Raw genomic sequence first — 22,059 nt, forward strand, 5'->3', positions numbered from 1 at the left:
GGCTAAGGTCCGTTAGTCCGCCTTCGCGCCGGGAAACTCCAGCATCGCTTCGCCGGCCGCGACCGTTTCGCCGCGCTGGTTCTGCACGGCGACGTCGACCAGCACCCAGCGCGATTTGGCGGTCGTCTGCTTGGCCTTGATGGTGCCGGCGGGTCGGATCGTGTCGCCGGGCTTCACCGGCTTCAGCCAGCGCGTCTCGAGCCTTCGATGGATCGCGCCGGCAGGAAGAGCCCAGTCGGTCAGCATGCGCGAGATCAGGCCGAAATTGTTCATGCCATGCATGATGATGCCGCCGAAATTGGTCTTGCCGAAATCGCCCTTCATGTAGTTGTCGTCGAGATGCAGCGGGTTGTAGTCGAGCGATGCATCGCAAAACAGGCGGATCGATTCGCGCGAGACGGCGAAGGCGGGGCCGTCGATGGTGTCGCCGGCCTTGAGAGCATCGAAATTCGCTGAGGTCATCGTGATCCTCCCTTACATCGGACGGATGGTCTGGCCGCGACCCGAGCAGATCACGTCGCCATGCTGGTTGAAGAAGACGTTGTCGTGCACCACGAACAGCCGCTCGCGCTTGATGAACTTGTCGAGCGCGCGGGCCTGCACGGTGATGGTGTCGCCGGGACGGGCAGGGATGTTGTAGCTCCACGACTGCCCGGCATTGACGGTACCCGGCGAGCGCATCCAGTCGTCGGCCGGCGTGCATGCGAACATCAGCAGGATGTGGATCGCGGGTGGTGCGATCAGTCCGCCATAGGGCCCGGCCTTCGCGGCCGCCTCATCCAGATAGAGCGGATTGGTCTCGCCGACCGCACGGCAGTACAGCGCGATCGCTTCCTGCGTGAGCAGGTAGGGCAGCGTCTTGCGCGGCTCGCCGGGGACGATGTCGTCCCACACCTTGCGCAGCTTCGCGTCCTTCCAGAAATCGGTTTCGAACGGGGTTGCCGCAGAACTTTCTGCTTGCGCCATCGAGGATCCTCCTGCTATTTAGTTCGCCAGGCGAACAGTTTATTCGCTGTGTGAATTGACGCTAGCGCGGTCGGGAGCCCCTGACAAGCGGGCAGCGCCGCGTCATGAGCAGGCAGCCATGCGGGCCGCGATGTGATGAGCAGAACGACACCCCGAACCAGATGACGCCATGAGCAAAGAGAGTGACGGCTTCGTGCGCGCGATCGCGCGCGGTTTCTCGATCATCGAGGCGCTCGGCAAGCCGCCGGGCCGGCATACGCTGGCGGAGGCCGCCGACACCGCCGGTCTCAACCGCGCCACCGCACGCCGCATTCTCGCGACCCTGGTGGCGCTGAAATATTGCGCCTCCGATGGACGCTACTTCAGCTTGCGGCCGCGCGCGCTCGGGCTCGGCCTGTCCTATCTCAATGCGCTGCCCTATTGGGCGCATGCGCAGCGCGCGCTGGAGAATTTGCGCAACGAGATCGGCGAGTCCTGCGCGATGGCGGTGCTCGACGAGGACGAGATCGTCTATGCGCTGCGTCTGCCTGCGCGGCGGATTCTGTCGGCCAATCTCGGCGTCGGCAGCCGGCTGCCCGCGCATCTGGTGTCGCTCGGCCGCGTCATGCTCGCGGCGCTGCCGCCCGGCACCCGCGAGGCTTATCTTGCGACCGGCGGCTTCAAGCAGGTCACGCCGCGCACGGTGACCGATCCGGAGCGTCTCGGCGAACTGCTCGCAAGGATCGAGAGCGACGGCTACGCCTGGGTCGATGGCGAGCTCGATCCCGCGATCTGCGGCATCGCGGTGCCGCTGCGCGACCCCGCCGGCGCGGTGGTCGCGGCGCTCAGCGTCAACACGATCTCCGGCACGGTCAGCGAGGCCGGCGCGCGCAAGAAATTTCTGCTGCCGCTGCGCCGCACCGCACAGGAGATCCGCAGCCAGATGCTCACCTCGGGCTAGGTGCGCACATGCTCTGGATCAGTGATTGTTTCCCGTCACCTTGCCTGCTTAGATCGCGGAGCCGAGCCCGACCTGACGCTCGGGGTGCAGTATCCGGGTTTCGGTTGGAGCGATTGCCATGAACAAGGTTGTTCTCACGCTGCTTGTGTCCGCCGCGCTCTGCGCGTCATTGCCGCTGCGAGCCAATGCTGAACTCGATGTCGCCGCGCTGAAGGGCGCAATCGAGAAATCGGTCGAGGCCGACTATCCGAAACTCGACGCGCTCTACAAGGACCTTCACGCCCATCCCGAGATCGCGTTTCAGGAGGAGAAGACCGCGGCCAAACTGGCTGCCGAGATGCGGGCGCTGGGCTTCGACGTGACGGAGCACGTCGGCAAGACCGGGCTGGTCGCGATCTACAGGAACGGCGAGGGCCCCACCATCATGGTGCGCACCGAACTCGATGCGCTGCCGATGGAAGAGAAGACCGGCCTTCCCTATGCCAGCCACGACAAGACCACATGGCAGGGACGGGAAACCTTCGTGGCCCACAGCTGCGGCCACGACATCCACATGGCGAGTTGGGTGGGCGCGGCCAAGACGCTGGTCGGCCTGAAAGACCAATGGCACGGCACGCTGATGTTCATCGCCCAGCCGGCTGAAGAGATCGTGGCGGGTGCCAAGGCGATGCTGGCGGATGGTCTGTTCACGAAGTTTCCAAAGCCGAATTTCGGCTTCGCCTTGCACGATGGCCCGTTCGCCTATGGAACGGTGCGCTATCGCGTCGGGATCGGCTCATCCGCCGCCGATGGCCTCTACATCAAATTCCGTGGCCGCGGCGGGCACGGTGCGGTACCGCAGGCGACGATCGATCCCGTGATGATGGCCGCGCGCTTTGTCGTCGATGTTCAGAGCGTGATCAGCCGCGAAAAGGACCCGACCGAATTCGGCGTGGTCAGCATCGGCGCAATTCACGGCGGCACCGCGTCAAACATCATTCCTGACGATGTGGTGCTGCTCGGCACCATTCGCACCTTCAAGCCCGAGGTGCGCGCCAAAATGCTTGCAGGCATCGAGCGGACGGCAAAGGCGGTCGCCGCCATGTCGAATGCGCCGGAGCCCGAGATTAACCTCGCCGAAGGGACCAAGGCCGTGGTCAATGATCCCGACGTGGTCGGCACGGCGGAAAAGGTGCTGAAGGCGGCGTTTGGCGACAAGTTCGCAACCTCGCCGCCCGGCACGCCCAGCGAGGATTATTCCGAATTCGTCAGCGCCGGGGTGCCGTCGATGTTCTTCAACATCGGTGTCTACGAGCCGGAGCGCGTCGCCGCGGCCCGGGCAGGCAACGGCCCGCCATTGCCGACCAACCATTCGCCGCTGTTCGCGCCGGTGCCGGAGCCCACCATCAAGACCGGTGTCGAGGCCATGACGCTTGCCGTGTTGAGCGCGTTCGACCGGCAGGCGCGGGGAAATTAGCCACCTGCGGCCAGGCGCGCTCGAGAGATTTCTGCTTCCGTTGCACCGCATATTCTCGCCGTGCCAAAACTTGCAGACCGGTTGCTCAACTTGCTGGAGGAGTCCTGTGGCAGACCCAATCCGCGCCCCATTCTACCACGACGGAATGCGTGAGTTGCAGGACCGCTTCGACGGTCGTCGCGTCGCTGACGGCCTCGAGAAGCATCGCCTCCACTTCGAGTTCTGGGAACAGGAGCGCAAGCTCATAGAGGAGACGCGATTCTTTTTCATTGCGACGAGCTATCAGGACAACGTCGATTGTTCGATGCGTTGCGGCGATCCCGGCTTCGTGAAGATTACCGGGCCCGACACGCTTGAATACCCCGAGTATGACGGCAACAACATGTACCGCACACTCGGTAATATTCACCGCAACCCGAACGTCGGGTTGCTGTTTGTACGGCTCGACGGCAAGACGTTTCGCGCGCGCATCCGGGGCAAGGCAACGATCCACGACGGCGCGGAAACGCTTGCCCGGCATCATGGTGCGAAGCTTGTCGTGCGCGTCAAATGCGAAATCTTTCCGAATTGCCCGCGCTACATTCCGGACATGATGGGCGCGTCAGCGGATGTGGCGGCGAATCCGTTCGTTCCTCGGCCCGGCTACGAGCCGCCCGCACCGGAATGGAAGAGCCGGGATTACCTCAAAGACGTACTTTCGAAATACGATCCGCATCGGAAACGCGACGCATAGCGAGCAGGCTCTTCGTGGCGAGAACGAATCTTGCTCTGCGCCGCGCTTCGACGGCAAAGCGGACGCGGCTTGCAATCTTACGCGCCCCAAACGGATGTGGGATCGGCGGAGCAAGACCCGATCAAGGCAGCGGCGCCATGTAGGGAATGCTGCCGACCAATACGAACACCTGAACCGCATTGCACAGCATGCCGCCCCAATGCAGCCGGCGGAGCCGTCGCACCGCGGTCGGATCACCCGAGTCTCGCGCGTTCGCCTCGGCATCGAGCCGCCGCAGGAACCATCGGCGCGCCAGCACCGCGAACGCCGCGATCAAGGCGATGCCAAGCGCGACGGCCGGCCGGCCCGCCGCGGCAAAGGCGAGCGTCCCGATCACACCCGAGACCGTCAGCACCAGGAAGTAGGCATTGAACATGCCGCGCAGCAGGCGGGTGACGGGCGGGACGTCGAGCTTCACGAGCAGGAACGCGGGAGCCGCGAGCAGGAAGTAGCCCATCGGCACCAGCAGGATGATGGTGGAGAACAAGACCGCTTGATCCGGCGTCATGCAGCCGCGCCCTTCTTTGAAGGCTGGAGGATTTCGGTGCGGAAACCTCAAGGAGTATCCGCATGAGAAATCCCCGGCACTATTAGGCTTTGGTCGGATGCGATCCCGTCGGGGCCAGACCTTGGCGAACGGACGCAAGGTCACTCGGCCCCATGTCCTGGGAACATTCGGCATCCCATTTGCGAATGCAGGGCCCAGGCCAGAGTCATGCCACATCTGTTGGGTGGACCGTCTCTTGCATGCTAGACAGGACTTACGTCCAACCTCAGAGGCCAGAATTCTCATGCCCATCGTCAACCGCGTCGCCGATCTGCAACCCGATATCCAGGCCTGGCGCCGCAACATCCATGAAAACCCCGAACTGCTGTATGACGTGCACCGCACTGCATCATTCGTAGCCGACCGGCTGCGGGAGTTTGGCTGCGACGAGGTCGTGACCGGGCTCGGCAAGACCGGCGTGGTCGGGGTCATCAAGGGCAAGAAGGGCGCGGCCAAGGGCGACGTCAAGGTGATCGGCCTGCGCGCCGACATGGACGCGCTGCCGATCCACGAGGAAACCAACCTGCCTTACGCCTCGAAGACGCCGGGCAAGATGCACGCCTGCGGCCACGACGGCCACACCGCGATGCTGCTCGGCGCGGCACGCTATCTCGCCGAGACGCGCAATTTCGCCGGCGACGCGGTCGTGATCTTCCAGCCGGCCGAGGAGGGTGGGGCCGGCGCGGCCGCCATGATCAAGGACGGCTTGATGGACCGCTTCGGCGTCCAGCAGGTTTACGGCATGCACAACGGTCCGGGGATTCCGATCGGCTCGTTCGCGATCCGCTCCGGCCCGATCATGGCGTCCACCGACGAGGTCAATATCAACATCGAGGGGCTCGGCGGCCACGCCGCGCGGCCGCACAAATGCATCGATTCGGTGATGGTCGGCGCGCAACTGATCACCGCGCTGCAGTCGATCGTGTCGCGCAGCGTCGATCCGCTCGATTCCGCCGTGATCTCGATCTGCGAATTCCACGCTGGCAATGCCCGCAACGTGATTCCGCAGACCGCGGTCTTGCGCGGCACCGTCCGCACCCTGACCCCGGAGGTCCGGCAATTGATCGAGAAGCGCATCGGTGAAGTGGTCAAGGGCGTGGCGCAACTGACTGGCGCGCGGATCGATCTCGACTACAAGCGCGGCTATCCCGTCACCGTCAACCACGCATCGCAGACCGAATTCGCGACCCGGATCGCCAAGGAGGTGGCCGGCGACGGCAACGTGCATCCGATGCCGCCGCTGATGGGCGGCGAGGATTTTTCGTACATGCTGGAAGCGCGGCCCGGCGCCTTCATCTTCTGCGGCAATGGCGACAGCGCCGGCCTGCATCACCCCGCCTATAATTTCAACGACGAGGCGATCGTCTACGGCACCTCCTATTTCGTGAAGATCGTGGAGGACGCGCTGGCGGCGTGATCTTCGCTGTCTGCGTCGCTGCGCTATCTCTCGATCGGCATGCCTGCGACAAACGCGAAGCGTTTGCGCAAGGGAGCGCGGCGACGAAGCAATCCATGCTTCAGCGAGCGAAGAGATGGATTGCTTCGCGGAGCCGGTCATCGGGCGCGCGTTCGCGCGACCCGTTGGCTCGCAATGACGAACCAGTGCGCGTACTCACAAGTTCTCATGATGTCCGCTTCGCTCCGCTAACGGCCGCTTTTGGGCAGCAGCAGCAAATGACGCGAGGCGTCAGAAGGCGACGTCGTGACGCGCCACATGTCGCCGGCGACGTCTTCGAGTGAGCTGCCTAGCCGTGAAGTTGCGAGTTGAGGCCGTCCCAATTTCGTGTACGTCTGGTTGCCTCAAGAGCGCCGCTCTGGGAATTACGACGAAAAAGAAGGCCCTTCTGGCCTGAGAGTTCTTTGGCTTTCAGCACTCGGCCATCTTCCAAAAGGATGCGCGCGCCTGCCGTGATATAACAGCCCGCCTCGACGATACAATCGTCACCCAACGAAATGCCGATACCGGCGTTGGCTCCGATCAGGCAGCGCTGACCAACTGTAATCCGCTCTTTCCCGCCTCCGGACAGAGTGCCCATGATCGACGCTCCGCCACCAACGTCGCTGCCACTTCCCACAACCACACCGGCGCTTATCCGGCCTTCGACCATGCAGGGACCGAGCGTGCCTGCATTAAAATTGCAAAAGCCTTCATGCATGACGGTCGTGCCCGGCGCCAGGTAGGCTCCGAGCCTTACGCGATCCGCATCTGCAATTCTCACGTCCGCAGGCGTCACATAGTCAGTCATGCGCGGAAACTTATCCACGCCTGTCACCTCAAACGCGAGCGCACGCATTCGTGCTATCAGTCGTGCGTCCGGTACACGAGAGCATTCACAGGGACCGAGGGTCGTCCAGGCAACGTTGGGTAACTGACTGAAAATTCCTTCAAGGTTCAGGCAATTCGGCTGAACGAGCCGGTGGCTCAGGAGATGGAGTCGAAGATATGCGTCGTGCACATCAGTCGGCGCAGATGCAAGGGAGTCAATTTCTGTACGGATTGGAACGATCTCGACATTTCGGACGTCGTCGTGTCGCGCATATCCGTCTGCCGACTCACCCAACGATCTGTTGATCTCGTCCTTCGTCAGCCGTACCGTTGCCGCCCTGCCGGCCTCCGCGACCAGGCGCAGCTGAAGAAACCAGGAATCCAACACGCGACCGTCAGCGGCAATCGTCGCAAATCCCTCGCCGCTCGCGCCCCTCAGCTCTATCGCCATTTGAATTTCTCACACCACGACCCTGCACATAGTGCATACGCGAGTTCTCCTGGAATTGGCAACTTCTGCACGCTCAAACACGTCCGCTTTGGGCCATTTTCGACGGATTGAGCGGGGAAGCCGACGGGTGATGTCCGCTTCTGGCCGAACGCCGGGGCCGGGCCGAGGACGTTGCGTCCGGCTGCGGCCTAATGAGTCCGCGTCGTGGACCACCTCACGCATCCCATCGCACCGGCAGCGTCGCCGGTCCGCGGAACACCCAGCCGCGGACGGCAGGCGGCGCCTCCGAGCGGAGGCGCAAGTTGCGCAGGCGCGCGAACAGCATCGGCACCACGATCTTGCCGACGGTGAGCCGCGACACCCAGGTGCCGGCGCAGAAATGCGGTCCGGCGCCGAACGCCAGATGCGATTGCTTCGGCCGCGTCACGTCAAAACGATCGGGCTCGGTGAAGCGATTGCCGTCGCGGTTCGCGGCGCCGACGCAGAGCCCGATCTGAAGGCCCTCGGGCAGCGTGGTGCCGGAAAGATCGACATCGCGGGTGACGCGGCGCGGATACATGCCGATCGGCGAGATCCAGCGCACCGCTTCCTCGAGCGCAGCGGGCCATAGCTCCGGCTTCGCCAGCACGCTGTCCTTCTGCGCCGGGTTTTGCAGAAGACCGAGCACGAGGGTCAGGATCGCATCGCGCGGCTCGTTCAGCCCGCCGCCGATGATCACCTTGATGTTGGCGCGGATGCCCTCGATCGGCATCGGCGGATCGGCGTTGACCATCGAGGACAGGATCGAGGGATTGGGGTGGCTGCGGTGATCATCGAGCACCGCGTCGATCGCGGCGTCGACATCGGCGCTGGCCTGCATCGCCTTCCGTTCGATCCCGGCATCGGCTGCGTAGTTGCCGGCGCCGTCGATCAGGGCTTGCGACCAGTCGGCCAGGGTCTGCCACGGCATCGCGCGAAAGCCGATCATGGCCATCAGGCTGAGCGAGGCCATCGGCGCTGCGAGTGTGGAGAACAGATCGGCGTCGTCAGCCGCGGACAGGTCATCGATCAGCTTTTCCGCGATCGCGGTGAATTGCGGCGCCCAATACTGCTTGATCGTGGCCGGACGGAACGAGGGCTCGATCGCCTTGCGGCCGATCGCGTGCTCGGCGCCGTCCTTGCGCATGAAGGTCGGCCCCATCACCTTGTTGACCAGCGAGGCGGGGTTATCGGCCGAGTAGGTCGCGGGATCGCGCTCGATCCGTACGATGTCGTCGAAGCGCGTCACCAGCGTCAGCTTCGCGGGCTCGACAAAGACCGCCGGCGCCATCTCGCGCAGGCGGCGGAAGATCGGATAGGGGTCGTCGAGCAGATCCTGATACGCGATGTCGGTGACGACGGGCACGGTGCTGGTCATTGGTCCTCCCAACGCTTTTCGCGAAGCCTAGCGCCAGCGCCAGCAATCAATCAATTCGATGGGATCGATAAAGACCATCGAAATATTCTATGATCTCGTGCTAGGCTGGGCCGCCAGCAAGGCGGGAGATGCAGCGTGGCGGCCAATTCCTCGATCGATCCGATCGACATCGGGACCTTGCGGACGCTTGTGCTGGTCTACGACCTGCAGTCGTTCTCGGCGGCGGCCAAGCGGCTCGACGTCAACCAGTCCACCATCAGCTACGCGGTCGAGCGGCTGCGCGGCGCGCTCGGTGATCCCTTGTTTGTCCGCAACGGCAATGGCGTGACCGCCACCGAACGCTGCGCGGCGCTGGTCAGCTGGGCGCGAGACATGATCGGCGAGATCGACGGGCTTGCCTCACCGGCGGAATTCGATCCGGCGACGGCGCAGGGCAGCGTGACGATCTCCTGCAACTATCACGAACGGCAGACCCTGATGCCGCAGTTCAGTGCACGGCTGCGTGCCGGCGCACCACGGGTCCGTCTCGTCCTGCTCGATGCCGCGGGCCATGGCGACATCCATCTCAAGCAGAACCAGTGCGACATCGTGCTCGGTCCGGTCGGGGTCGTCGGCGAAAGCTTCTTTCGGCGCCATATCCTCACCGATCACTATGTCTGCGTGATGGATCCGGCCAATGCGCTGGCGCGCGGCCGGATCGCGCTGTCGGCCTACGCCAAGGCCGAACACGTCTTCATCACCCATAGCGGCGAGTGGCAGCCGCTTTATCTCGAGGCGCTGAAGGCGAGGGAGATCGAGATTGAGCCCGCGGTCAGCCTTCCGAACCACGACAGCCTGGAGCGCATCGTTGCCGGCACGAGGCTGGTTGCGACGATCCCGCATCACCTGGCGCGGGCGATGCGCGGCGGCCTGCACGTCGCTTCGCTGCCGTTCCGCGTGCCGATCTCGATCGACATGTACTGGAGCGCCCGGACAGCCAAGTCCGGCCTGCACAAATGGGCGCGCGGCCTGCTGGCGGAGGTCGCGAAAGCTTACGCGGCTTGAACAAGCTACGTGACGCTTGCGCTCTATCTAGCCTGTTCGTCATTGCGAGCGAAGCGAAGCAATCCATCTCGTCACTTGCGGAGGCATGGGTTGCTTCGCTGCGCTCGCAATGACGGCAATACCCAAAAAGAGAAGGCCCGCACTAATGGTGCGGGCCTTCGTCCGGCGCGATGCCGCGCCGAAAGCGTGTCGGCATCAGAACACGTGGTAGAACACGTAGTACAGACAGCCCGAGAGGATCATCGCGGCGGGCAGGGTCAGCACCCAGGCCATCGCGATGTTGCGGATCGTCGCCCATTGCAGGCCGGAGCCGTTGGCGGCCATGGTGCCGGCAATGCCCGACGACAGCACGTGCGTGGTCGAGACCGGCAGGCCGTAGCCGTCGGCCGCCGCGATCGTCGCGGCTGCCGTGATCTCGGCGCAGGCGCCCTGCGCGTAGGTCAGGTGGGTCTTGCCGATCTTCTCGCCGACGGTGACGACGATCCGCTTCCAGCCGACCATGGTGCCGAGGCCGAGCGCGATGGCGACGGCGAACTTCACCCAGCTCGGGATGAACTTGGTCGCGGCATCGAGCGAGCCCTTGTACTCGTTCAGCGTGGCGACGTCGGCGGCAGTCAGCTCGGCTTCCTTGTCCTTCATCAGGAAGCGGATCGCCTCGGACGCCAGGTACATGTCGTTACGGGTGTTGCCGACCGCGTCGGCCGGGAACTTGGCCAGCGAGCCATACTGGGCGACCTGCTGTCCAATGTCGCGCACCAGCACTGCCAGCGACGGATAGGTGCCTTCGTTGATCTGGTGCTGCGCGACATAGTTGGTCACCGCCGGGCGCGGATTGCCGATCACATTGTAACCGGCGGCCTTGCCTTCGATGACCTTGCTGGCCGAGGTGGAGTGCGCGGCGAACTGCTCGATCTGGCTCGCGGGCAGGGCGCGGTTCAGCGCGTAGGCGGTCGGCACGGTGCCGATCAGGATCAGCATGATCAGGCCCATGCCCTTCTGGCCGTCGTTCGAGCCGTGGAAGAAGCTGACCAGCGTGCAGGTCAGGATCAGGATGCCGCGGATCCACCACGGCGGCGGCTGGTCGCCGACCGGCTCGCCGAACAGCGCCGGCGTCGCACGCGCCAGCACGATCTTGAGGATGTAGAGCAGGCCGGCGGCGAGCGCGAAGCCGAACAGCGGCGACAGCAGCAGCGCCTTGGCGATGTTGGTCGCCTGCGACCAGTCAACACCGGAGGTGCCGTCGCGGCCGCGCAGCAGCGCGTTGGTGATCCCGACGCCCATGATCGAACCGATCAGGGTGTGCGAGCTCGAGGCCGGCAGGCCGAGCCACCAGGTGCCGAGATTCCAGATGATGGCGGCGATCAGCAGCGCGAACACCATCGCAAATCCGGCGCTGGAGCCGACCTGCAGGATCAGTTCGACCGGCAGCAGCGACACGATGCCGAACGCGACGGCGCCGCTCGAGAGCAGCACGCCGAACAGGTTGAACATGCCCGACCAGACCACGGCGATATGCGCCGGCAGCGAGCGGGTGTAGATCACGGTGGCGACCGCGTTGGCGGTGTCGTGGAAGCCGTTGACGAATTCGAAGCCGAGCGCGATCAGCAGCGCGACGAACAGCATGATGTAGGGCAGGAACGACGTGACGCGCGTGCCGGTGGCGTCGACGTCGGCATAGATGCTGTAGGCAACGAACAGCAGCGCGGCTGCGACCACGCCCAAATAAATGATCCCCGTCATGGGGTGGAAGCCCTTGTCGAGGTCCGGACCCTTTTTCAGGGCGGGCTCGATCGAGCCGGGTAACGCCATATCGCTCATGGTAAACTCCTGTCCCAATGCCTCTGATTTTGAGCGATGCATATGACAGGCAATTGAAATCCGCCCCGTGAAATGAACCGGCCACCCGTGACGGTGGACATCCCGCCGAATTGTTGTGCAACGCATTGAAGGTCCACGAGCCTTCGCGGCCTCGTGGCAATCTTCAGCAACAGACGATCACCGATCGCGCAATGATCGTGACTGAAGTCACCGTCCGGGTTTCGCGGAGCGAGACATGCGGAAGGTGAGGACGCCGGCAGCGAGACGTCGGGCCCGCGAAGCCACGCCACAGGGAATCGAGGTCACTGGAATCCTGGCAACCAGGAATTCAAATAACCAGAAATCCAGCGCGTGCTGCGAGCAAGTGAGTGAGGAGGGGAGGATTGCAAGATGAGGTGGCGCGCCGCACGATTGGGGCTAGCAAACCGCGCAGCGCGCCCGCCTCAGGTACGTCATGGCGTGAACATGACGCCCGATACCTATGGAACATGTCACAGTACCACGGATCAATTAAAGGTTGTAGGTATTTGTCGGCGTCCAGAGACAATTTCACGTTGAAGTGTGGTCCCTGGTTCCACCGGTTTGGCGCAACTCAGGCCGCGCGGGCCGCATTGCGCAACTGATCTGCGGCAATTTTCAGGTCGTCAGTAAAGCGCTGATATTCCAGCGCTTTGGCTTTCTCGTCGGGCAGCCGCAACAGGTAGGACGGATGTACGGTGACGAGCACCTTGGTTCCGTCGTGATCGATCAGGCGGCCGCGGTTCTTGTTGATCGGGGTGATCTTGCCGAGCACGCTCTGCGCTGCGGTGGCGCCGAGCGCCACCACGAGTTCCGGCTTGATGGCGGCGAGCTCGCGCGCGTACCACTGGCGGCAGGCGCGGATCTCCTGTGTGCCCGGCTTCTGGTGCAGCCGGATATTGCCGCGCGGCACGAATTTGAAGTGCTTCACCGCGTTGGTGATGTAGACCTTGGCGCGCGCGATGCCTGCGTCCTCAAGCGCGCGATCGAGCATCTGCCCGGCCGGTCCGACAAAGGGATGGCCTGCGAGATCTTCCTTGTCGCCGGGCTGCTCGCCGACCAGCATCAGCGTCGCGCTTTGCGGCCCTTCGCCGAACACGGTCTGGGTTGCGTCCTTCCACAGCGGGCAGGCGCGGCAATCGGCGGCCTCTTCGCGCAAGGCAGCGATCGTGTCGCGCGCTTGCATGTCGTGAGTTTGCTTGCGGGCCATCGGCTCATCCTGCGGCTTCAGCGGCCCCGTCGCCTTGCGTGCGATGAAGGGGCCGCTGGTCATGCGCATGGCGTCTTCGATCAGCGGCTTAATGATCGAGTCCTCGGGCAGGTTCCTCCAATAGGCCTGCGGCATCTCCATCACTTTCAGCCGCGCGGGATTGAAGAGGCCGTTGTCATGACGCCGCCAGACCTCCTCGAGCCGATCCTCGCTCGGCACCTCGGATTTGGCGACGCCCGGCGAGATCGAGATCGCGTGCCCGTCCCAATGCGCGCAGACGTCGGGGGTCAGGATCGACCACGGCATGTCGGCGAAGCGGCCGGCGAAGAAAGGTGCGGCGAACTCGACGATGCGATGCTCCGGCTCGAACCAGGCGACGTAATGCGCCGTCCGCTCGCGGCCGATCTCGCGGAAGCGGAGCTGCGCGTGCATCCTGTCGATATCGCGATAGACCGCGCGCGCCATCGCGTGGACCTCGGCGACCTCGGGATCATCAGTCGCGCTGAGCAGATCGTGATGGCTGCGCAGCCGCCACAGCAGGCGATAGAGCAGGGCGAAGCGCTCGTCATTGCGATGCAGGATCGCGGTCTTTGCGAGCTCGACGAAAATGGCTGTCACGTTGAACCGCGCCTGTGGTGCATCGGGCAAGTCATTCACGCAGGAGGCTGACGACAGTTCGTCGTCCTTGCGTACGGTCCACGTGACCTCCGCAGGCTTCACGTCATTCAGCGCCAATCGCCGCGCGGCCTTGCGCCAGCCCTCGAAATCGGTGTCGTTGTCGAGCACGATGATACGCATGCGATTGCTCCGTTTCCGTCACGCCGCCATTTTCGGGGCCTGCGCGCCTGACTTGCGGAAGATCAGAGCCCGTCCGCTTCGGCGGCTGCTGAATCTCATTGATTCCACTCATGAATCGATGAGCTCACCAATCCGATTGACTCCACGGGCCCTGTTAGCTTTATATTAGAACATATCATGAACAACTGAGCCAGTCCCTGGTTCTCTGTTCTGGTCAGTGACGGCCTCAAATTTTCAGGTGGAAGGAGCGGCGCAATGAATGGCGCACGCACGGGTACGCTTGCGTCTCTGCGCGGCAGCATCGCGCGCATCGAGGCGCCATCGGAGGCGGCGATGCCGAACCGCATCGCGCTTGGACACACGAGCGCGGACGCGATGCTGCGCGGCGGGCTCGCGCCGGCCGCGCTGCACGAGGTATTCGCGGCCGGCCATCAAGGCGGCGCGGCAACCGGCTTCATCGCCGGGCTCGCCGGACGGGTGTCAGCGCGCAAGCCGCTGGTCTGGGTGCGGCAGGATTTTTCCGATCGCGAAAACGGCGCGCTGTCGATGCGCGGGCTCGCCGAGCTCGGCCTCGATCCGCGCCTCTTGGTCACCGTGCGTGCCGCCGATGTCGACAGCGGCCTGCGCACCGCGGCCGACGCGCTCGCCTGCGATGCGCTCGGCGCTGTTGTCCTCGAGATCTGGGGCCATGCGCGCCAGCTCGATCTCGTCGCCAGCCGCAAATTGACCTTGGCTGCGCAAGCCTCCGGCGTCACCGCGCTGGTGCTGCGGATCGCGGCGACGGCGATCCCCTCGACCGCGGAGACGCGCTGGATCGTGCGCGCGGCGCATTCGCCGCCCGGCAATGCGGCCTGCGCCTGGGGCGCGCCGCGCTTCGAGGCCGAACTCGTGCGCAACCGTCATGGCCCGGTCGGGCGATGGATCATGGAATGGAAGTGTGATGAGTGCCAATTCAGTGAACCGTCGGCGTATCCTCAGCCTGTGGCTGCCACGCCTGCCCATCGACCGCATCAAGCGCAAGCTCGCACAGGACATCGCCTCGCAAGCTGAGACGTACGACAACGCTGTCGCACGAACTGACATACGGGAGGTGATAGGGCTCCCTCTCCCGCTTGCGGGGGAGGGTTGGGGTGGGGGTCTCGCTACGAGTCCCGCTGAGGAGAGAGCCCCCACCCGGATCGCATCTCGCGATGCGATCCGGCCTCCCCCGCAAGCGGGAGAGGCGAAGGGAGAACCTCGCTTTTTGCAAGCGCAAAAACTCCCCAGCGTCGTGGTCGCAAAGGACCACAACGCGATCCTGCTGCACGCGATCGACGAGGCGGCGGTGCGCGCCGGGCTGTCGATCGGGCTGCCGCTCGCCAATGCGCGGGCGATCTGTCCGGAGCTTACGGTCTACGACGCCGACCCCGCCGCCGATCTGAAGACGCTGAACGACATCGCCGACTGGTGCGACCGCTTCACGCCGCTGGTCGCGCTCGACACGCTTGACGGCCTGTTCCTCGACATCACCGGCTGCGCGCATCTGTTCGGCGGCGAGCGCGCGCTGCTGCAGATCGTGACCAATGCGCTGAGCCGGCGCGGCTTTGCCGTCAGCGCGGCGATTGCCGGCACCTCGATCGCGGCGCGCACGCTGACGCGCACCGCCTCGGGGCAGATCATCGCCGACGGCGCGGAGGCGGAGGCGGTCGGCCCGCTGCCGGTGTCGGCGCTCGGCGCCGATGCCACAATCACCACCGGCCTGCGCCGCGCCGGCCTGAAGACCATCGGCGATGTTGCCTCGCGCGCGCCGCATGAGATCTCGGCGCGGTTCGGCGCTGATTTCACGACCCTGCTCGGCCACGCGCTCGGGCGGGGCGATGCCCCGATCAGCCCGCGCAAGCCGCTGCCCGATTACATCGTCGAGAAGCGTTTCCCCGAGCCGATCGCAACCGACACCGTGATCGCGCTGACGCTCTCGAGCCTCGCCAAGACGCTGGTTGCGGCGATGGACAAGCAGGGCAAGGGCGCGCGGCAGCTGGAAGCGAGCTTCTTCCGCACCGACGGCGCGGTGCGCGTGATCCTGGTCGAGACCGGGCGTCCGGTGACGCGGCCGGAGATGATCGACCGCCTGTTCCGCGAGCGGCTCGATGCGCTCAATGATCCGCTCGATCCCGGCTTCGGCTTCGATCTCATTCGCCTCGCCGCGGGGCGTACCGAGATCGTGGTGCAGCAGCAGCGCGATCTCGACACCACAGTGCACGACAATGACGAGATCTCGGCGCTGATCGATCGCATCGCCGCCCGCATCGGCGGCAAACGCGTCGTCGTGCATCTGCCGCTCGAGAGCCATATCCCCGAACGCGCTGCGCTCGCGCTGCCGGCGCAGCATCATCTGGCCGCGGCGAGCGCGGCTGCCTGGCCCGAGCGCGTCGCCGGCGAGCCGCCGCTGCGACCGCTCAGGCTGTTCGAGCGGCCCGAGCCGATCAAAGTGCCGTTCGCGAGTGTGCCGGACGGCCCGCCGCACCAGTTCACCTGGCGGCGCGCGTTGCATGCGGTGGTGCGGGTCGAAGGCCCCGAGCGCATCGCGATGGAATGGTGGAAGCAGGACGGCGCAGCGCTGACGCGCGATTACTTCCGCGTTGAGGATGCCGAGGGCCAGCGCTTCTGGATCTTTCGCGACGGCCTCTACGAGAGCGAGCTGCGCGACGAGGAGGGCAGGCCGGTCCCCGCCAACTGGTATGTGCACGGGCTGTTCGCATGAATATGCAGAGCGTTTTCGAGCGAAGTGGGAGCCGGTTCGCGTGAAGAAAACGCGTCAAAACAAGAATCTGATGCCCGACTATGCCGAGATCGGCATCACCAGCAATTTCTCCTTCCTGCGCGGCGGCTCCGATCCGCGCGCCTATGTGCATCAGGCGAGCGAACTCGGGATTCCCGTGATCGGGCTCGCCGATCACAACACGCTGGCCGGCGTGGTGCGCGCCTGGAAAGAGCTCGACAGCGACAAGGTCGCCCATCCGCCCAAGCTTCTGATCGGCGCCCGCATCGTCTTCATCGACGGCACGCCCGATATCCTGGTCTATCCGTGCGACCGCGCCGCCTACGGCCGGCTGTGCCAATTGCTCACCCGCGGCAAGCGCGGCGGCGGCATCGAGCGCATCGAGAAGGGCGACTGCCGTCTCGCTCTGTCCGATCTCATCGACTTCGCGGAAGGCCAGCTCTTGGTGCTGGCGCTGCCGCACCGTTTCGAAGAGGAGAGAGCGCTTGATCTGCTCGCGCAGCTCAAGGCCAGCGCGGCCGATGGCGTCTGGCTTGCCGCAAGCCTGCTCTATCGCGGCGACGACAGGCGCCGTCTCGCGCGGCTCCATGGCCTCGCCGTCGATGCCGGCGTGCCGCTGCTTGCCACCAACGAGGTGCTCTATCACCATCCAGGGCGCCGTCCGCTGCAGGACGTGCTGACCTGCATCCGCGAAAAGACCACGATCGAGGCGGTCGGCCGCAGGCTCGAGGCCAATGCCGAGCGGCATCTCAAGCCGGCGCATGAAATGATCAGGCTGTTCCGCGATCTGCCGGACGCGATCGCGGAGACCATGCGCTTCGCAAAACGCATCTCCTTCTCGCTCGACCAGCTCAAATACCAGTATCCCGACGAGCCGGTGCCGCCGGGCAAGACCGCGCAGCAGCATCTGGAGGATTTGACCTGGGCCGGCGTCGACAAATATTTCGGCGGCGAGATCGACGAAAAACTTCGCGCCACCCTAAACAAGGAGCTCGCGCTGATCGCCGAGCTGAAATACGCGCATTACTTCCTCACCGTGCACGACATCGTGCACTATGCACGCAGCCAGAACATCCTGTGCCAGGGGCGGGGCTCGGCGGCCAATTCTGCGGTCTGTTACGTGCTCGGCGTCACCTCGGTCGATCCAACCAAGGTCGATCTGCTGTTCGAGCGCTTCATTTCCAAGGAGCGGCTGGAGCCGCCCGACATCGACGTCGATTTCGAGCATTCGCGGCGCGAGGAGGTGATGCAATATGTCTATCGCCGCTACGGCCGCCACCGCGCGGCGATCATCGCCACCATCATCCATTATCGCCCGCGCAGCGCGATCCGCGACGTCGGCAAGGCGCTCGGGCTGACCGAGGACGTCACCGCGGCGCTCGCCGACACCGTGTGGGGCAGCTGGGGCAAGGGCCTCAACGACATGCAGGTGCGGCAGGCCGGGCTGGACCCTGCGAATGCGATGATCAACCTCGCGGTCGAGCTCGCCACCGAGCTGATCGAGTTTCCGCGCCATCTCTCGCAACATGTCGGCGGCTATGTGCTGACCCAGGACCGGCTCGACACCTATGTGCCGATCGGCAACGCCGCGATGGACGACCGCACCTTCATCGAATGGGACAAGGACGATGTCGACGCGCTTCATATGATGAAGGTCGACGTGCTGGCGCTGGGCATGCTGACCTGCATCCGCAAATGCTTCGACCTGATCGATGACCACAAGGGCAAGCGCTGGGAGCTCGCCTCGGTCCCGCAGGACGAAGAAGAAGTCTACGACATGCTGTGCCGTGGCGAGTCGCTCGGCGTGTTCCAGGTCGAGAGCCGCGCCCAGATGAACATGCTGCCGCGACTGAGGCCGCGCACCTTCTACGACCTCGTCATCGAGGTCGCGATCGTCCGTCCGGGTCCGATCCAGGGTGACATGGTGCATCCCTATCTCAGGCGGCGAAACAATCAGGAGCAAGTGACCTATCCAGCGCCGGCGCCCGAACATGGCCCTGCCGACGAGTTGTATCGCGTGCTGCACAAGACGCTGGGCGTGCCGCTGTTCCAGGAGCAAGCGATGCGGATCGCGATCGAGGCAGCAAAATTCACCTCGGAGGAGGCCAACGGCCTGCGCCGCTCGATGGCGACCTTCCGCAATCTCGGCACCATCGGCAGCTATGAGGAGAAGCTGGTCGGCAACATGGTCGCGCGCGGCTACGATCCGGATTTCGCCCGTAGCTGCTTCGACCAGATCAAGGGTTTTGGCAGTTACGGCTTCCCGGAAAGCCATGCCGCGAGCTTCGCCCAGCTCGTCTACATCTCCTCATGGTTGAAGCACCATCATCCCGATGCGTTCTGCTGCGGCCTGCTCAACTCGCAGCCGATGGGCTTCTATGCCCCGGCGCAGATCGTCGGCGACGCCCGCAAGAACGGCGTTACGGTGCGCGAGGTCGATGTCTCCTTCAGCTTTGCGCAGAACACGCTGGAGGAGCGTGACGGGAAGCATTGCGCGGTGCGGCTCGGCTTCCGCCAGATCGACGGCTTTCACTGGCTGGACGAGGACGAGGAGAGGCTGAAGCAGTTACAATCGTCATTCCGGGATGCGCCGTCAGGCGCAGGCCCGGAATCCATTTCTCAGCATAGACGCGGCCCGATGGATTCCGGGCTCTCGCTTCGCGAGCCCCGGAATGACGGGGAGAAAGACTGGGCCGACCGCATCGTCGCCGCGCGCAACCGCCGGCCGTTCACGTCGCTCGAAGACTTCGCCCGTGACACCGCTCTCCCCAAGCGCGCGCTGATCCTGCTCGCCGACGCCGATGCGTTCCGCTCGCTCGGGCTCGATCGCCGCGAGGCGCTGTGGGCGGTGCGGCGGCTGCCCGACGACGTGCCGCTGCCGCTGTTCGAGGCCGCCACCGCGCGCGAGCAGCCGGATGAGGGCGCAAAACCGCTGCCGGAGATGCCACGTCCCGAGCAGGTGGTCGCCGACTATCAGACCATCCGCCTGTCGCTGAAGGGCCATCCGATGGAATTCTTGCGCGAGATGTTCACCAGAGAGCGTGTCGTCGCCTGCCACACGATCAACCGCAGCAACGACCGCCGCCGCGTCAGTTGTGCCGGCGTCGTGCTGGTGCGGCAGCGGCCGGGCAGCGCCAAGGGCGTCGTGTTCATGACGCTGGAGGACGAGACCGGCATCGCCAATATCGTGGTGTGGCCGAAGGTGATGGAGCAGTATCGGAAAGAAGTGATGGGTGCGCGCCTGATCCTGGTCGAGGGCCACATCCAGAGCAGCCCCGAGGGCGTGACGCATCTGGTGGCGCAGCGCATGACCGACCGCTCCCACGATCTGATCGGCCTCGCCAACGAATCCCTCAGCAGCAAGCATCCGGTGCCGGCGGGCCCGGCGCTGATCGAGCCGCTCAACGACATCAGCCGTGATCACGGCGACAACCCGCCACAAAGGATCCGCCACCCCCGCAACGTCCGCATCCTGCCGCCGTCACGGGATTTCCATTGAGAGTTGTCGCCAGCATGTCGCCCTCTCACCGTCACCCTGAGGAGCGCGCATTGCGCGCGTCTCGAAGGGTCGACGGCCACCAGCCGGGCCGTGCATCCTTCGAGGCTCGCTCCGCTCGCACCTCAGGATGACGGGCCGGCCGTGAAAGTCGTCTCCCCTCAAAAATTCACCCGGTTCGAGATCGCGCCGTCGACGACGAGGTTCGAGCCGGTCGTGAACGAGGAGGCCGGGCTCGCCAAAAACACCGCGGCGTTGGCGATCTCCTGCGGCGTCGCCATGCGGCCGGTCGGGTTGCGGGCCAGCGCGTCCTGATAAATCTTCGGCGTGTTCTGCTCGACCATGTTCCAGATGCCGCCCTTGAAATACACGGTGCCCGGCGACACCACGTTGACGCGGATTTTCTTCGCCGCGTATTGCCGCGCCAGTCCCTTCGCCATGTGCACCAGCGCCGCCTTGATCGGGCCATAGGAGCCGGCGCGATCCGCTTGCGCGGCCGAGATCGACGAGATGATGATGAAGGCCGCGTCGCCGGTCTTCTCGCCGCTCGCTTCGAGGAACGGACGCGCCGCCTCGAACGCGTTCACCGCGCCGAGCACGTCGAGCCGGAAATTCTGCTCCCACGACGCCGGATCGCCGCCTTGCGCCATCGCGCCCGCATTGGAGAACATCATGTCGATGCTGCCCAGTTCGGTTGCGACACCGGCAATCCACGATGTCAGCGCCGCGGCGTCGGTGATGTCGACGGCCGCGCCGGTGACGCGCCCGCCGGCAATCTTCAGCTCGGCAACGCTGGATGCAACCTGCTCGGCGTTGCGCGCACAGACCGCGACGCCGACGCCTTCGCCGGCCAGCGTCGCCGCAATGGCCCGCCCGATGCCGCGCGTGCCGCCGAGCACGATGGCGTTTCGTCCCTTCAAACCCAGATCCATTCGGATGTCCTTTCTGATGCGCGGACTGTAGCGTCCATCGCGGCATTGCGCGACCTCGACATCTCGCCGCCCTCACGCGATTTTCAGCCGAGCGCATACGGCAAGGTCGTCGGCGCCATCGGTGTCAGCGGCGGTTCGGGCTCACAGGACAATGTGATCTCGCTCGCCGGCCAGGCCGCGCTGAAGTAGGGGCATGACACGATGCTTCTGCCGGGCTTCGGTCCGGCGGGAGCTCTCGCGGAATTTTGTTCGGCTTTTCAGAATTTAACTTGACGCCGCACCCAACTCAGATGTTCAATGCGCCCGTCTCACCCGACACGAGGGGCGCTTCGCGGTCGTCACGGACGTGGGTCGAGATGCGGTGGACGCCGAGTGCGCAACTGACGCGTGCGCATGAAGCGGACGGTGAAGTCGTGTGGTCCTGACGCCCTAGCGGCAGGTGTCTTTTCGCATTGCGCGATGCGCGTTGTGAAGGCGGTGACAAGCAAGCCCAGTCTCGCCGGGGAGAGCACGAAATAAGCCGTAAGCCATCGCGCAGGGAAAGCCGGATTGCTCCGGTTACACCTGTGGTCCTACCTCCCGTGCTTTTTGTTGCACGGGGCCCATGGGTGCGATCGGCACCCGGCTTTCCCTGCGCCCTCTGTTCGAGAGAGGGCGACACACGGAGTAAACCTCGGGCGCATCACGCCGCGAGAGTGCTCATCCGCGACCTACGTGCGAATGCTTACACGAAGCTTACAACCGGCTGCCATCAGATCGGTCGTGCGTTTGCAAGCGGATGAATTCTTCGGCAGCTGCATCCTATTCCACCGCGGCCCCCACCGGCGGCCCGCCCGGCGGGCGGTGCAGGAAGGTGATCGACGCATAGGCGCCGACCCACGAGCCGGCCGCTGCGAAGGCGACGTAGAGCCAGTTCTCGGTGTAGCTGATCACCGCATAGGAGGAGAGCACGTACCAGACGCTGCTCCAGGTCGCGGCCGGCACGCGCTTGCGCGCGACGACTGCCGAGGTGAACATGACGTAGACCGCGTCGGTCGCCGCGGTCGCGAGGAAGACGCCGCCGGCGGTGAGGGGATCGATGGCAGCCATTGCAACTCCTGTTCGGGTCGGGCAGAGCTAAGGCATGGTCCGGAAAAGTGTGAAACGGTTTTCCGAGAAGATGATGCCAAATACGGGTTGAGATCGGGCATT

Annotated in this window: 18 protein-coding genes; 9 read left to right on the top strand and 9 right to left on the bottom strand. The window is 64.7% G+C overall.

What is annotated here, in order from left to right; all coding sequences use genetic code 11:
* Positions 1–12: 12 nt before the first annotated feature.
* Positions 13–462 carry a MaoC family dehydratase gene (locus H8B02_RS15155; RefSeq protein ID WP_229166971.1) on the bottom strand — a complete coding sequence of 150 codons (450 nt, stop codon included), beginning with the start codon at positions 460–462 and terminating at the stop codon, positions 13–15.
* A gap of 12 nt (positions 463–474) precedes the next feature.
* The gene (locus H8B02_RS15160; RefSeq protein ID WP_229166972.1) at positions 475–966 is read right to left on the bottom strand and encodes a MaoC family dehydratase; all 492 of its coding nucleotides are present in this window, start codon (positions 964–966) and stop codon (positions 475–477) included.
* Between the two features lie 169 nt (positions 967–1,135).
* Here H8B02_RS15160 and H8B02_RS15165 point away from each other — a divergent pair, with 169 nt between their 5' ends.
* The 3 genes from H8B02_RS15165 to H8B02_RS15175 all read left to right on the top strand — a co-directional run bounded on the left by H8B02_RS15165 (position 1,136) and on the right by H8B02_RS15175 (position 4,095).
* On the top strand, positions 1,136–1,906 hold the full coding sequence (locus H8B02_RS15165; protein WP_229166973.1) for an IclR family transcriptional regulator domain-containing protein: 771 nt from the start codon (positions 1,136–1,138) through the stop codon (positions 1,904–1,906).
* A 118-nt stretch (positions 1,907–2,024) separates the two neighbouring features.
* Entirely contained in the window at positions 2,025–3,362 is a 1,338-nt protein-coding gene (locus H8B02_RS15170; protein ID WP_229166974.1) for an amidohydrolase, read from the top strand.
* 106 nt (positions 3,363–3,468) lie between these two features.
* Complete coding sequence (locus H8B02_RS15175; protein ID WP_229166975.1) at positions 3,469–4,095, top strand: pyridoxamine 5'-phosphate oxidase family protein; 627 nt, start codon at positions 3,469–3,471, stop codon at positions 4,093–4,095.
* A gap of 121 nt (positions 4,096–4,216) precedes the next feature.
* Here H8B02_RS15175 and H8B02_RS15180 read toward each other — a convergent pair whose 3' ends face one another.
* Positions 4,217–4,642, bottom strand: coding sequence for a hypothetical protein (locus H8B02_RS15180; RefSeq protein WP_229166976.1), 426 nt, complete (start codon positions 4,640–4,642; stop codon positions 4,217–4,219).
* A gap of 283 nt (positions 4,643–4,925) precedes the next feature.
* Here H8B02_RS15180 and H8B02_RS15185 point away from each other — a divergent pair, with 283 nt between their 5' ends.
* Complete coding sequence (locus H8B02_RS15185) at positions 4,926–6,098, top strand: M20 aminoacylase family protein (protein WP_092125137.1); 1,173 nt, start codon at positions 4,926–4,928, stop codon at positions 6,096–6,098.
* 328 nt (positions 6,099–6,426) lie between these two features.
* Here the strand turns inward: H8B02_RS15185 and dapD are convergent, their stop codons facing one another.
* On the bottom strand, positions 6,427–7,398 hold the full coding sequence (dapD, locus tag H8B02_RS15190) for a 2,3,4,5-tetrahydropyridine-2,6-dicarboxylate N-succinyltransferase (protein ID WP_229166977.1): 972 nt from the start codon (positions 7,396–7,398) through the stop codon (positions 6,427–6,429).
* A gap of 214 nt (positions 7,399–7,612) precedes the next feature.
* Positions 7,613–8,794, bottom strand: coding sequence for a cytochrome P450 (locus H8B02_RS15195; RefSeq protein WP_229166978.1), 1,182 nt, complete (start codon positions 8,792–8,794; stop codon positions 7,613–7,615).
* 135 nt (positions 8,795–8,929) lie between these two features.
* On the opposite strand from H8B02_RS15195, the gene H8B02_RS15200 reads away from it, so the two are divergent.
* On the top strand, positions 8,930–9,838 hold the full coding sequence (locus H8B02_RS15200) for a LysR family transcriptional regulator (protein ID WP_229166979.1): 909 nt from the start codon (positions 8,930–8,932) through the stop codon (positions 9,836–9,838).
* Between the two features lie 195 nt (positions 9,839–10,033).
* On the opposite strand, the gene H8B02_RS15205 is transcribed toward H8B02_RS15200, so the two are convergent.
* On the bottom strand, positions 10,034–11,656 hold the full coding sequence (locus H8B02_RS15205; protein ID WP_092125139.1) for an inorganic phosphate transporter: 1,623 nt from the start codon (positions 11,654–11,656) through the stop codon (positions 10,034–10,036).
* A 592-nt stretch (positions 11,657–12,248) separates the two neighbouring features.
* On the bottom strand, positions 12,249–13,682 hold the full coding sequence (locus tag H8B02_RS15210) for a UdgX family uracil-DNA binding protein (RefSeq protein WP_229166980.1): 1,434 nt from the start codon (positions 13,680–13,682) through the stop codon (positions 12,249–12,251).
* Between the two features lie 255 nt (positions 13,683–13,937).
* Between H8B02_RS15210 and H8B02_RS15215 the strand changes: the two genes are divergently transcribed.
* The 3 genes from H8B02_RS15215 (at position 13,938) to H8B02_RS15225 (ending at position 19,939) form a co-directional block, all read left to right on the top strand.
* Positions 13,938–14,732 carry an ImuA family protein gene (locus H8B02_RS15215; RefSeq protein WP_229166981.1) on the top strand — a complete coding sequence of 265 codons (795 nt, stop codon included), beginning with the start codon at positions 13,938–13,940 and terminating at the stop codon, positions 14,730–14,732.
* A gap of 193 nt (positions 14,733–14,925) precedes the next feature.
* On the top strand, positions 14,926–16,422 hold the full coding sequence (locus H8B02_RS15220) for a Y-family DNA polymerase (RefSeq protein ID WP_229166982.1): 1,497 nt from the start codon (positions 14,926–14,928) through the stop codon (positions 16,420–16,422).
* 70 nt (positions 16,423–16,492) lie between these two features.
* Positions 16,493–19,939, top strand: coding sequence for an error-prone DNA polymerase (locus tag H8B02_RS15225; RefSeq protein ID WP_229166999.1), 3,447 nt, complete (start codon positions 16,493–16,495; stop codon positions 19,937–19,939).
* 158 nt (positions 19,940–20,097) lie between these two features.
* Here the strand turns inward: H8B02_RS15225 and H8B02_RS15230 are convergent, their stop codons facing one another.
* On the bottom strand, positions 20,098–20,868 hold the full coding sequence (locus tag H8B02_RS15230; RefSeq protein ID WP_229166983.1) for an SDR family NAD(P)-dependent oxidoreductase: 771 nt from the start codon (positions 20,866–20,868) through the stop codon (positions 20,098–20,100).
* Positions 20,869–20,913: 45 nt separating this feature from the next.
* Between H8B02_RS15230 and H8B02_RS15235 the strand changes: the two genes are divergently transcribed.
* Positions 20,914–21,057: a hypothetical protein gene (locus H8B02_RS15235; protein ID WP_229166984.1), complete on the top strand. Its 144-nt coding sequence runs from the start codon at positions 20,914–20,916 to the stop codon at positions 21,055–21,057.
* Positions 21,058–21,669: 612 nt separating this feature from the next.
* Here H8B02_RS15235 and H8B02_RS15240 read toward each other — a convergent pair.
* Positions 21,670–21,957, bottom strand: a complete 288-nt coding sequence (locus tag H8B02_RS15240; protein WP_050626238.1) for a hypothetical protein — start codon at positions 21,955–21,957, stop codon at positions 21,670–21,672.
* Between the last annotated feature and the right edge of the window lie 102 nt (positions 21,958–22,059).

Source organism: Bradyrhizobium altum, from assembly GCF_020889705.1.
Taxonomy (GTDB): Bacteria; Pseudomonadota; Alphaproteobacteria; order Rhizobiales; family Xanthobacteraceae; genus Bradyrhizobium; species Bradyrhizobium altum.